The 12,610-nt window shown below is 66.6% G+C and carries 8 protein-coding genes; 6 read left to right on the top strand and 2 right to left on the bottom strand.

What is annotated here, in order from left to right:
- Positions 1–50: 50 nt before the first annotated feature.
- Positions 51–1,349 carry a glutamate-1-semialdehyde 2,1-aminomutase gene (gene hemL, locus ACS5NL_RS05620; RefSeq protein ID WP_439352666.1) on the bottom strand — a complete coding sequence of 433 codons (1,299 nt, stop codon included), beginning with the start codon at positions 1,347–1,349 and terminating at the stop codon, positions 51–53.
- An 8-nt stretch (positions 1,350–1,357) separates the two neighbouring features.
- Entirely contained in the window at positions 1,358–2,308 is a 951-nt protein-coding gene (gene thiD, locus ACS5NL_RS05615; RefSeq protein WP_439352665.1) for a bifunctional hydroxymethylpyrimidine kinase/phosphomethylpyrimidine kinase, read from the bottom strand.
- A gap of 129 nt (positions 2,309–2,437) precedes the next feature.
- On the opposite strand from thiD, the gene ACS5NL_RS05610 reads away from it, so the two are divergent.
- From ACS5NL_RS05610 to ACS5NL_RS05585, 6 genes are all read left to right on the top strand, one after another.
- Positions 2,438–2,611: a rubredoxin gene (locus tag ACS5NL_RS05610; protein ID WP_439352664.1), complete on the top strand. Its 174-nt coding sequence runs from the start codon at positions 2,438–2,440 to the stop codon at positions 2,609–2,611.
- Between the two features lie 84 nt (positions 2,612–2,695).
- Entirely contained in the window at positions 2,696–3,091 is a 396-nt protein-coding gene (locus ACS5NL_RS05605) for a response regulator (protein ID WP_439352663.1), read from the top strand.
- On the top strand, positions 3,091–3,456 hold the full coding sequence (locus ACS5NL_RS05600) for a response regulator (RefSeq protein ID WP_439352662.1): 366 nt from the start codon (positions 3,091–3,093) through the stop codon (positions 3,454–3,456). Before ACS5NL_RS05605 ends, ACS5NL_RS05600 begins: the two co-directional genes overlap by 1 nt.
- Before the next feature lie 36 nt (positions 3,457–3,492).
- On the top strand, positions 3,493–4,035 hold the full coding sequence (locus tag ACS5NL_RS05595) for a chemotaxis protein CheW (protein WP_439352661.1): 543 nt from the start codon (positions 3,493–3,495) through the stop codon (positions 4,033–4,035).
- Positions 4,036–4,125: 90 nt separating this feature from the next.
- On the top strand, positions 4,126–6,378 hold the full coding sequence (locus tag ACS5NL_RS05590; protein WP_439352660.1) for a methyl-accepting chemotaxis protein: 2,253 nt from the start codon (positions 4,126–4,128) through the stop codon (positions 6,376–6,378).
- A 26-nt stretch (positions 6,379–6,404) separates the two neighbouring features.
- Complete coding sequence (locus tag ACS5NL_RS05585; protein WP_439352659.1) at positions 6,405–12,578, top strand: Hpt domain-containing protein; 6,174 nt, start codon at positions 6,405–6,407, stop codon at positions 12,576–12,578.
- Positions 12,579–12,610: the final 32 nt, after the last annotated feature.

Genomic DNA, 12,610 nt, shown 5'->3' with positions numbered 1-12,610 from the left:
ACAAAACGGCCGGAGAGAACCCCCGGCCGTTCAAACAGAAGAAGTGAAGATCAAGCCAGCTGCTTGAACACCTCACGCGCCGCCGCCACGGTGGTCGCAATATCTTCCGCAGTGTGCGCCGCGCTCACAAAGCCCGCCTCGTACAGCGCCGGCGCGATGTACACACCACGGTCCAGCAGGCCGTGGAACAGGGTGTTGAACTTCGCGCCCTCGGTCTTCATCACGGTCGCGTAGTTCTGCGGCAGTTCGGGCATCAGGAAGAAGCCGAACATGCCACCCTGGCAGTCCACGCTGAACGGCACGCCTTCGGCATCGGCCGCGGCCTTCAGGCCATCCACCAGCGAACGGGTCTTGGCCGACAGGGCTTCGAAGAAGCCGGGCTTCTGGATTTCTTTCAGCGTCGCCAGGCCGCAGGCCGTGGCTACCGGGTTGCCCGACAGCGTGCCGGCCTGGTAGACGCCACCCAGCGGCGCCAAGTGTTCCATCACCGCGCGCTTGCCGCCGAAGGCCGCCAGCGGCATGCCGCCGCCGATGACCTTGCCCATCACCGTCATGTCGGGCTCGAAGCCGGGGATCAGCGAGGCGTAGTGGCCCTGCGCGCTGCCCAGGCCGACACGGAAGCCGGTCATCACCTCGTCGAACACGAACAGCGCACCGTGCTGCGTGCACAGCTCGCGGATGCGCTTCACGAACGGTACGCTGGCGCGCACGAAGTTCATGTTGCCCGCGATCGGCTCGATGATCACGCAGGCGATGTCGGCGCCGTGCTCGGCGAACGCGGCCTCGATCTGCGCCACGTTGTTGTATTCGAGGACCAGGGTGTGCTGCACCACCTCGGGCGGCACACCGGCGCTGGTCGGGTTGCCGAAGGTCGCCAGGCCCGAGCCGGCCTTGACCAGCAGCGCGTCGGCGTGGCCGTGGTAGCAGCCTTCGAACTTGATGATGGTCTTGCGGCCGGTGGCGCCGCGCGCCAGCCGGATCGTGCTCATGCCGGCCTCTGTGCCCGAGCTGACCAGCCGGACCATCTCCAGGCTGGGCACCAGCTTGACGATCTCTTCGGCCAGCTCGACCTCACGCTCGGTCGGTGCGCCGAACGAGAAACCTTCCAGCGCGGCCTTCTGCACCGCGTCGAGCACGGCGGGGTGGCCGTGGCCCAGGATCATCGGGCCCCAGGAGCCGATGTAGTCGATGTACTTCTGGCCATTGGCGTCCCAGAAATAGGCGCCCTGTGCACGCTGCACGAAACGCGGCGTGCCGCCGACGGCGCGGAAGGCGCGCACAGGCGAGTTCACGCCGCCGGGGATCAGCTGCTTGGCGCGTTCAAAAAGGTCGAGGTTGCGGTCGCTCATGGGAATGCTCAGTGTTTGGTGGTGTCCAGCGGGAAGTCGTCGGCGTCCAGCTGGCTGTCCGGCGAGGTTCCCTGATTGCTTGCGGCTTCATCGCCTTCTTCTTCGTCGTCTTCGTGCGCCCAGAACAGGCGGTCGGGAACGGCGTGGCCCATGCCAGGCTGGAAGCCCGCGTCCAGGCACTGGTCCAGGTAGGTGAGCGCTTCGGCGCTGGCCGACTGCAGGTCGGCGCCCGAGGCGATGAGCGCGCACAGTGCGGCCGACAGGGTGTCGCCCGCGCCGCTGAAGGTGGCCTCGAAGCGCTCGTAGCGCGCCGTGGCCAGTACCGCTTCGGGGCTGGCCAGGTGGCTTTCGATGTACTGGTCGGCCGCGTTGAAGCCGGTCACCAATGTGTAGGGAACGCCGTGCACGGCCGCGGCGCGGGCCACCTCGCGCGGGTTGGGTGGACGGTCGCCCTCCCATTCGGGCAGCAGCCAGCGGCACAGCGTGCTGTGGTTGCCGACCAGCACGGTGGTCTGCGGCAGCAGCAGTTCGACGCAGGCGTCCAGGTAGGTCTCGATCGCCAGCTCGTCCCACCACGACAGGTCTGGCATGTAGGTGATGACCGGGACCTCGGAGTAGTCGGTCGTGATGCCGGCGATGGTGCTGAGGTTCTCGGGGTTGCCCACGAAGCCGACCTTGAAGGCCTGCACCGGCATGTCTTCGAGCGCGCAGCGGGCCTGGTCGGCGACGGCTTCTTCGTCGAAGGCGATGTGGTCGTGGATCTCGGAGGTGTCGCGCACATAGGTGCCTGTCACCACCGCCAGCACATGGGCCGACGCGCTGGACATGGCCGTCAGGTCCGCTGACAGGCCGCCGGCGCCGCTGGGGTCGTTGGCGTTGAAGACCATGACGCAGGGCAGCGAGGTTTCGCCGGGTTGCGTGGCGCCCGCGGGAGAGGAGGGGTCGGGGAGTTGGGGCATGGAAGTGCGCAGGGTCCGTCGCGTGTTTGCTGCAGCCGGAATCCGGGGGATTACCAGCAGCCTGAGCCCTCCGGCAGCCCTCCGTGGCTCGATACAATGGCCGGATTCTATGACAATGCCCTCGCTGACATGACCGAAACCAAGACTTGGATGTGCCTCATTTGCGGCTGGATCTACGACGAGGCCGAAGGGTCGCCCGAGCACGGCATTGCGCCCGGAACCGCCTGGGCCGATGTGCCCATGAACTGGACCTGCCCCGAGTGCGGTGCACGCAAGGAAGATTTCGAAATGGTCCAGATCTGATGCAGCACGGAGTCCGGGGCCTGGTCAGGTGATCCCGACTCCCGCGTCCGATGTGTAACCCCACCTGCCTGGAGTGACTTTGCCATGAGCACGACACCTGTTTTCAAGGTTCTGGTGGTTGACGACAGCAACACCATCCGCCGTAGCGCCGAGATTTTTCTCAAGCAGGGAGGCCATGAGGTCCTGCTGGCCGAAGACGGCTTCGACGCCCTGGCCAAGATCAACGATTACCAGCCCGATCTGGTGTTCTGCGACATCCTGATGCCGCGCCTGGACGGTTACCAGACCTGCGCCATCATCAAGCGCAATGCCCGTTTTGCGAGCATTCCCGTGGTCATGCTGTCCTCGAAGGACGGTGTGTTCGACAAGGCGCGAGGTCGCATGGTCGGTTCCCAGGAATACCTCACCAAGCCTTTCACCAAGGACCAGCTGTTGCAGGCTGTGCAGCAGTTTGGCGCCCACCTCACCGGAGCTGCATGATGGCAATTCAGAAGATTCTCGTTGTGGACGATTCGAAGACCGAACTGATGGTTCTTTCGGACCTGCTGGGAAAAAATGGCTACAAAGTCCGCACCGCTGAGAATGCGGAAGAGGCCTTTCGTCGGCTGAGCGAGGAAAAGCCGGAACTGATTTTGATGGACGTGGTGATGCCCGGTCAGAATGGATTTCAGTTGACCCGGGCGATCGCTCGCGATCCCCAGTATTCCGACATCCCCATCATCATGTGCACCAGCAAGAATCAGGAAACCGATCGCGTCTGGGGCATGCGCCAGGGCGCACGGGACTACGTGACCAAGCCGGTCAACGCCGAAGAATTGCTGACCAAGATCCGCGCCCTGGGCTGACCCGGGTCGCGTGCCGTCTGAAGAACAACCCCAAGCATGGCCAACCGTCAATCACTCAAGGATTTGCAGGTGCGCCTTGCCGAGCGGCTGACGGCGGCGCGAACGGAGGCAGCCACGGCGTCGTGGCTGGCGGTGGAGGCGGGGGGGCAGCGGTACCTGATTCCCCTGGTGCAGTCCGGCGAAATCTTTTCCTGGGCCAACCTGCAGCCGGTGCCATACACCAAGCCCTGGTATGTCGGGGTGGCCAGCCTGCGCGGCGGGCTTCACGGCGTCGTGGATCTGGGGCGGCTGGCGGCTAGCGGTCAGGCCCCGGGCGCGGTGTCCACACTGGAGCGGGTGACCTCGGAGTCCCGGCTCGTGAGTCTTCATTCGGCGCTGGGCATCAATGCCGTGCTGTGGATCGATCGGCTGCTGGGGCTTCGCAACCCGGCCATGTTCGATGCGATGGACGAGAGTCCGCAGACCCAGTCTCCCGCCTGGTTCTCCCGGCGGTTCACCGATACACAAGGTCGTGACTGGCAGGAGCTGAACCTGCAGGCCCTGGCCGGCGACGCGGATTTCCTGGCGATCGCGGCTTGAGCTCCCGAAGGGGAGTCGCCACGGAACGTCAGGGCGGACAAAGGTTGAAGGAGCCGACACGGCTCCGCTTTTCAGTTGGAAGGTTTTTTCATGGCCATGCTTGATCGAATCCAGGGAATGTTCCGCAAGAAGGGAGCCGTCGATCCCGATCTGAGCGATCTCTCCGCCCAGGATCTGGCGCAAGCCGCCGCAGAAGGGCTCGCACCCTCTCGCACCGATGCCGAATTTGCCGAGAGCCGCATGGGGCCCGAGCCTGGAGACGCGGAGATCGAGCTGGGTGTGGTGAGCCTGCCGTTGCTGGGTCGGCGCACCGCCGAACAACACCGGCGGATTCTGGGCTCCCTGCTGCTGGTGGCTGTGGTGCTGCTGGCGGCCGTGGTGTTCTTCGTGCTGAACAAGACCGAAAAGCTGGGTCAGCAGGTGGCGTCCAGCGGTCAGGCCCTGATGCAGTCGCAACGTCTGGCCAAGAGCGTGTCGCAGGCACTGGTGGGCAATCCCGCAGCCTTCTCCGAGGTGAAGGAGAGTTCCAACGTGCTGGCCCGCAACGTGCGCGGCTTCAAGGAAGGCAACACCGAAATCGGCCTGTCGGCGCTCGGGCCTGAATACGAGTCGCAGCTGGGTGAACTGATGCCCAAGGTCGACTCCGCGGAACGCAACGCCAATGTCGTGCTGTCGCAGCAGAAGATCCTGACCCAGGTGGGTGACGCCCTGCGCTCGATCAACCGCCAGTCGTCCGACTTGCTGGAAATCGCCGAAACCGTGTCTTCGCTCAAGCTTCAGCTGGGTGCGCCACCGACCGAAATTTCCGCCTCCGGCCAGCTGGTGATGCTGACCCAGCGCATCGGCAAATCGGCCAACGAATTCCTGACCATGGAAGGCGTGAGCCCCGAAGCCGTGTTCCTGCTGGGCAAGGACTTGAACACCTTCAAGGAAATCGCCGAAGGCCTGCTCAACGGCAGTGCCGAGCTGCGGCTGAAGGCCACTGGCGACACGCAGGTCCGCGAACGCCTGGAAGCACTGCTCAAGCTGTACGAACAGACCCGCACCGACGCCGGCGCGATTCTGGGCAACCTGCAGGGTCTGGTGGCCGCGCGCGAAGCGCAGGCCGCCGTGATCGCCGACAGCGAACCGCTGCGCTCCGGTCTGGAAAAGTTGCAGTCGCAGCTGTCTGCGGGCTCGGGTCTGGGTGGTATCGAGCTGTTCTCCATGATCGGGGCGGCGCTGTTTGCGCTGGCCTGTGGCGCCGCACTGGCCTATGTGCAGCTGCTGGAAAGCCGTCAGCGCCAGCTGATCGCCGAAGGTCAGCGGGTGGCGGCGGAATCGCAGCAGCAGGACGCCAAGCGCGTGAACGACGCCAACCAGGCGGCCATTCTTCGTCTGATGAACGAGCTGCAGACGGTGGCCGAAGGCGACCTGACGCAGGAAGCGACCGTGACCGAAGACATCACCGGCGCCATCGCCGACTCGGTGAACTACACGGTGGAAGAACTGCGCTCGCTGGTGGGTAACGTGCAGGCCACGGCCACGCGAGTCGCCCAGACGACGTCGGCGGTGGAAAGCACATCGACCGAACTGCTGGCCGCGTCGACCGAACAGCTGCGTGAGATCCGTGAAACCGGCCAGTCGGTGCTGGACATGGCGCAACGCATCAACCAGGTGTCCGGTCAGGCGCAGGAATCGGCCCGTGTGGCGCGTTCTTCTCTGCAGGCCGCCGAGTCCGGTCTGCAGGCCGTGCAGGACGCCATCGGCGGCATGAACGCCATCCGCGACCAGATCCAGGAAACCTCCAAGCGCATCAAGCGGCTGGGTGAGTCCTCACAGGAGATCGGTGAAATCACGGAGCTGATCTCGGACATTACCGAACAGACCAACGTGCTGGCCCTGAATGCCGCCATCCAGGCCGCGTCGGCCGGTGAAGCCGGTCGCGGCTTCTCGGTGGTGGCGGAAGAAGTGCAGCGACTGGCCGAACGTTCCGCCGATGCCACTCGCCAGATTGCGGCGCTGGTGAAGGCGATTCAGACCGACACGCAGGACGCGGTGGCCGCCATGGAGCGCTCCACCCAGGGTGTGGTCGAAGGGGCCAAGCTGTCCGACAACGCCGGTACCGCGCTGTCCGAGATCGACCGCGTGTCGCGCCGTCTGGCCGAGCTGATTGAGCAGATTTCGAACGCGACGCTCCGCGAAGCCGAGTCGGCCAACGAGGTGGCCGGCAACATCCAGCACATTTTCGCGGTGACGGAGCAGACCGGAGAAGGTACGCGGTCGACCGCCGCCCAGGTGCGTGAACTCTCCGCCATGGCAGAAGAACTGCGGCAATCGGTGGCCCGATTCAAGATCGCCTGACCGCGGTCCGGCAGACCCGACACATCATGCTCGACACCCATTCCGAAGGCCCGGCATCCGACGACACCCTCAGCGACCTCGGGCCGCTGGCGTGGGTGTTCGAGGAACTTCGCAAATCGCTGGACAGCGCCAACAAGGCGATCCGGCGTTTCATCCGTGAAACGGAGCAGGCCCGTCACAGCGACCTGGAAGCGGTCGATCCCGGCTCGCTGCGCGTGGCGCGCCAGCAGTTGCACCAGGCCGTGGGTGCCCTGGAGATGGTTGGCCTGGCGGCGCCAGCGCAGGTGTTGCGCGGCATGGAAGCCGCCGTGCAGCGCTTTGTGCAGAAGCCACTGAGCTGCACCGATGAAGCTGCGGGCCGGGTGGAGCGCGCCAGCTTTGCGCTGGTCGAATACCTGGAAGCCATTCTGAACAACAAGCCGGTGCCTCCCGTGGCGCTGTTCAGCCAGTACCGCGAGGTGCAAGAGCTGGCCGGGGCCGAGCGGGTTCATCCGGCCGATCTGTGGAGTCTGGAGCAGCGCGGCATCGAGGTCGCCGCACCGGCCGATGTCAAGCCGATGCAGGTGAGCCCGCAGATCCGCTCGCTGTTCGACCGCGTGGTCCTGTTGCTGGTCAAGTCGCACAGTCCGGCCGCGGCCGCACAGCTGGCGCGCATGAGTGCCGGTCTGGCCGCCGGCGCAGACACGGCGCGCGTGACCACCTTCTGGCGCATCGCAGCCGGCTACTTCGAAGCCGTGTCCCAAGGTCTCGTCAGTGCCGATGTGTATGTCAAGCGGGCGGCCTCGCGCATCCTGCTGCAACTGGCCGGGCTGATGCAGGACAAGTCGAAGAACGACGTGTCCGAGGCCTTGCTGCACGACCTGCTGTTCTTCTGTGCCCAGGCCCGCCCCAGGGAGGGCGTGGCCGCTCCGAATCTGTCGGCGGTGCGCGATGCGTTCGGACTGACGGAATCGGTGGGTGTCGATTACCACAAGGCCACGCTGGGCCAGTTTGACCCGGCCCTGTTGGTGCAGGCCCGCAAGCGGATCAACGCCGGCAAGGAGTCCTGGTCCCTGCTGGCCGGTGGTGATGTGTCGCGCGCGCGCTCGGTGCTCGACCAGTACAGCCTGATCGCTGATTCGCTGCTGCGCCTGCATCCGGCCAGCGCTGCTCTGGCACGGGTTCTCGTCAGGGCCGCCGAACAGGTTTCGCGAGCCCCCGGCAATCTCAAGCCCGAGCTGTCGATGGAGGTGGCCACGACCACGCTCTATCTCGAAGCCACGTTCGATGACTTCGATCCCAACGATCCGTCGCTGGCCGACCGGACCCAGATGCTGGCCGACCGGCTCGACAGGGTGCTGGCCGGGGAAGCGGCGCAGCCGCTGGAACCGTGGATGGAGCAGTTGTACCGTCGGGTGAGTGACCGCCAGACGATGGGCAGCGTGGTCGGTGAACTCAAGGTGTCCTTGGGCGAAGCGGAAAAGTCCCTCGACCAGTTTTTCCGCACCCCGCGCGAGAAGGCGGGGCTGCATGTGGCGGTCTCGCAGCTGGTGCAGATGCGCGGCGTGCTGTCGGTGCTGGGCCTGGACCAGGCGGTGCAGACCGTGACGCGCATGCGTTCGTCCGTCGAGCAGATTCTGGACACCGAGGTCGACGAGGTGCAGGCGCGCGAGGCGGGCACCTTCCTGCAGCTGGGCAACAACCTCAGCGCCTTGAGTTTCCTGGTGGACATGCTCAACTACCAGCCGGCGCTGGCCAAGAAGCTGTTCGTGTTCGACGAGGCTTCGGGCGAGCTCAAGCCCTTGATGGGCCGGATCGCTTCCGAGCGGCCGGTCGTCACGGCCGCCAAGGTCGCGTCCAGGGCGCTGGATGAAGGTGTGCAGCGGGTGGTCGAAGACGCCCAGCGCGACGTCAATCTGGCGGAGCTGTCGGAGCAGCTCGGTACGCTGGCCGACCAGGCGTCGCTCGCCGAACAGGAGGGTGTGGCCAAGGCCGCGCGCGAGGCTGCGCAGGCGGTGGTCGGTACCGATGCCGAAGCGGGTGCACAGGCCCTGGTGGGGCTGGCACAGACGCGGGCCACCGAAGAGCCTGTGGCGGCACCGGCGCCGGTCGACGACAGCCTGGACGACGAAGACGATTTGCGCGAGATCTTCCTGGAGGAAGGTCGCGAGGTGGTCGGCAACGGCCTGGCCGCGCTCGATGCGTTGCATCTGGAGCCAGGCAATCTGGAGCAGCTGACGACCTTGCGGCGGGCCTTCCACACCCTCAAGGGCAGTTCGCGCATGGTGGGCCTCAACGAGTTCGGGGAAGCCGCCTGGGCCATGGAGCAGGTGCTCAACGGGGTGCTGTCGGAACAGCGTTCTGCCGAAGCGCCCGTGCTCGCCCTGTCGCGCGAAGCGATGGAGGCGTTTGGCCGCTGGGTCGAGGACATTGCGTCGCAGCAGGACGCCCACTGGCAGGCCCAGGCCTTCCGCAACAGCGGCCAGGCCTGGCGCGACGAGCACCGTTATCTGCCGTTGGCACCGGTGGCAGAGACCCCCGGTCCGCAAGAGGATGTCGAGGACCTGGTGGAAGCCGAGGCCCCGGTGACGATCACGGTCGAGACGCCGGAGCCGGTGTCGCAGGATGTGCTGGTCGATTTCGTCGAGACCTCGCCGCAGGACCTTGCTTTTGACGATCTTCCGCCGGGCGATGCGCCGGTGTCGGCGCATGCCCCCCTGCTGTCGCCGATCGATTTCGCCGAACTGGAAAACCGTGCGCCGTCGCCGCAGGCGGCCGAGGCCCTGCCGGAATCGCATGGTGTGACCGGCGTGGCCGAGACAGAGGCCGATGCCGATGCCGACGATGGCCCGCCGTCGATCTTTGACGAGATCTCGCTGGACCTGGAGGCCGAGTTGCCGCAGGCGCGGGATCTGCAGGACTCGATGCCCGGTCCCCTGTTTGATCCGGAACGTCCGGACAGCGTGCTGGTGGTGCCGCCCGAGGACGGGCTGGCCACCCAGCCCGAGCCGGTCGCGCCGGAAGAGTGGCCGCCCGAGATCGAGGCGGCGGGCACCGAAGAAACGCCGGTGGCCGACGAGGTCCAGGACGCAGCAGAACCCGTCACCGAACCGGTCTCCGACGCGGACGGAGTCGTTCCGCCGGCGCAGGAACCCGACGCCGAAGAGTCCGGAGCCGAAGGCGACATGCCCGACGAGCAGACCCGTGTCATCGGGCCGCTGCGCATCGGCATCCGCCTGTACAACGTCTATCTCAACGAAGCCGACGAGTGGTCGCGCCGACTGTGCACCGTGCTGTCCGAATGGGCGCTGGAGCACCATGTGCCCCTGCCGGACCAGGCCGAGGCGCTGGCCCATTCGCTGGCCGGCAGTTCGGCCACGGTCGGCTTCCAGCCCCTGTCCGACATTGCCCGCGCGCTCGAGCATGCGCTGGGGTTTGTGGGCTCGCACCAGCGTGCCGGACAAGCCGCCACCACCGATCAGGCCGGGCTTTTTGTGGCCGCGGCGGAAGACATCCGCCGCCTGCTGCACCAGTTCGCCGCCGGGTTCTACAAGGAACCCAGCGCCGATTTGCTGGCGCGGCTGATCGACCAGCTGCACCAGGCCCCCGTTCCCCTGGCGCCGGAAGACACGGTGGAGGCCGCAGCGGAAGACACGGCGGAGGCGGTGGAACCCGACCCGTCGCTCGACATCGAGCTCAACACCCAGTGGGGCACCGAGGCCGACGGCGAAACGGAAACCGAGCCGGAAACCCTGCTGTCGCCGCTGGAACCGGTCGAGGAGTTGCGCGGACCGGCGCAGGACATCGACGACGACATCGATGCGCTGGACACCATCGATGCCGATCTCTTCCCGATTTTTGCGGACGAAGCGCAGGAACTGCTGCCGCAACTCGGCGGCGCGCTGCGCCAGTGGATCGCGCGTCCGGACAATGGCAGTGCGCGTGCCGAGGTGCTGCGCAATCTCCACACCCTCAAAGGCAGTGCCCGTCTGGCCGGCGCCCTGCGGCTGGGCGAGATGGCCCACCGCATGGAGACCTCGGTCGAGCGACTGGGGTCCGACGTCCTGCAGGCGGCGGACCTTGAACCGCTGCAGGCTTCCTACGATGCCCTGAGCGCTCGATTTGATCTGCTGCGCAACACCGATCCGGGGTCGCAAGGGGTGCTGCAGACCGCGCCCGAGATCCGCACCGACCTGCGTCCCGAGCCCGCTGTTTCCGACATGCCGGTGGACGAACCCGCACAGGAGGCTGAGGCACCGGCCGTGACCGAGCAACCGGTGGCCGCACCGGTGGTGTCGACCTCGGGTGGCCTGGCCGGGCTGAGTCTGCCGCAGGCGCCGGTGCCGGTGCCGCAGCGGATGGCCGCGGCCGTGCGGGTGCGACCGGAGCTGCTGGACCGTCTGATGAACCAGACCGGCGAGGTGATGATCACCCGTTCGCGGATGGAGTCGCAGCTGGTCACGCTGCGCGGATCGCTCAAGGACCTCACGGGCAACTTGGACCGTCTGCGCCACCAGCTGCGCGACATCGAGCTGCAGGCCGAAACACAGATGCAGTCGCGACTGGCGCAGGCCCGCGACGCCGACCTGTCGTTCGACCCGCTGGAATTCGACCGCTTCACCCGCGTGCAGGAACTCACCCGCATGATGGCCGAGTCGGTGAACGACGTGGCGACCGTGCAGCGCAACCTGCAGCGCGCCGTGGAAGCGACCGAAGACGGTCTGGTGGCCCAGGCCCGCCAGACGCGCGAACTGCAGCGCGACCTGCTGCGCACGCGCATGGTGGAGTTCGAAGGCATTTCGGAGCGCCTTTACCGCGTCGTGCGCCAGGCCTCCAAGGAAACCGGCAAACAGGTGCGGCTGGACATCACGGCCGGTCACATCGAAATGGACCGCGGTGTGCTGGACCGCATGACCGCGGCGTTCGAACACTTGCTGCGCAACAGCGTCGTGCACGGCATCGAGACGCCCGAGCAACGTCTGGCGCTGGGCAAGGCCGCCGAAGGCCGCATCGATGTGCGCCTGGCACAGGAACTCAACGACGTGTCGGTGGTGTTCCAGGACGACGGCGCGGGCATCGACCTGGCGCGCCTGCAGGAAAAGGCCAAGGCCCAGGGGCTGGTCGAGAAGGCCGCGAAGCTGAGCGACGACGAGGCGATGCAGCTGATCTACACGCCGGGTCTGAGCACCGCCAGCGAAGTGTCTTCGCTGGCCGGGCGCGGCGTCGGCATGGACGTGGTGCGCAACGACGTGGTGGCACTGGGCGGCCGCATCGAGACCCATACCAAAGCCGGACAAGGCACCGGCTTCAAGCTGGTGCTGCCGCTGACTACCGCGGTGACGCAGGTGGTGATGCTGCGCGCGGGTGCGCTGACCATCGGTGTGCCATCGACGCAGGTCGAACTGGTGCGCCGCGTCAGCGCCGACGAACTCGGGCAGGCCTACGCGAAGAAGACGCTCACCGTCGGTGGCGAAGAAGTGCCGTTCTACTGGGCCGGCGCGCTGCTGCAGTCGTCGCCGCAGTCGCAGGAAGCCCAGGCGCGCACGCTGCCGGTGGTGATCTTCCGAAGCGCGGCGCAGCGGGTGGCGATGCACGTGGACGAAGTGCTGGGCAACCAGGAAGTCGTGGTGAAGAACCTCGGCCCGCAACTGTCCCGTCTGCCTGGTCTGGCCGGCATGTCGGTGCTGGCCTCGGGCGCGGTGGCGCTGATCTACAACCCGGTGGCGCTGGCCACGGTGTATGGCGCGCAGGTGCAGCCCTGGGTCGAAGGGCAGATGCATCTGGCGGCCGGCGCTGCGGCCAAGGGCGATGCCGAACTGCCGCTGGAGATGGCCGTCAATGCGGTGCCGCTGGTGCTGGTGGTCGACGACTCGATCACGGTGCGCCGCGTCACGCAGCGGCTGCTGCAGCGCGAAGGCTACCGGGTGTCGCTGGCGGCCGATGGCCTGCAGGCCCTGGAGCGGCTGCAGACGGAACGTCCGGCGGTGGTGCTGTCGGACATCGAGATGCCGCGCATGGACGGCTTCGATCTGGTGCGCAACATCCGCAACGATCCCCGTCTGTCGGGCCTGCCGGTGATCATGATCACCTCGCGCATCGCCGAGAAGCACCGCGAACATGCGCGCGAGCTGGGCGTGGACCACTACCTGGGCAAGCCGTACTCGGAAGACGAGCTGCTGGCGCTGATCGCCAGCTACACGCAGGCGGCCGCGAACGCCTGATGCACCGGCCAGGTGCCGCCGCGGCGGGCGGC

The organism is Hydrogenophaga sedimenti, assembly GCF_051857515.1.
Lineage (GTDB): Bacteria > Pseudomonadota > Gammaproteobacteria > Burkholderiales > Burkholderiaceae_C > Hydrogenophaga.
Note: the sequence above shows the minus strand (reverse complement) of the source record. Positions and strands in the feature narration are given on the sequence as shown.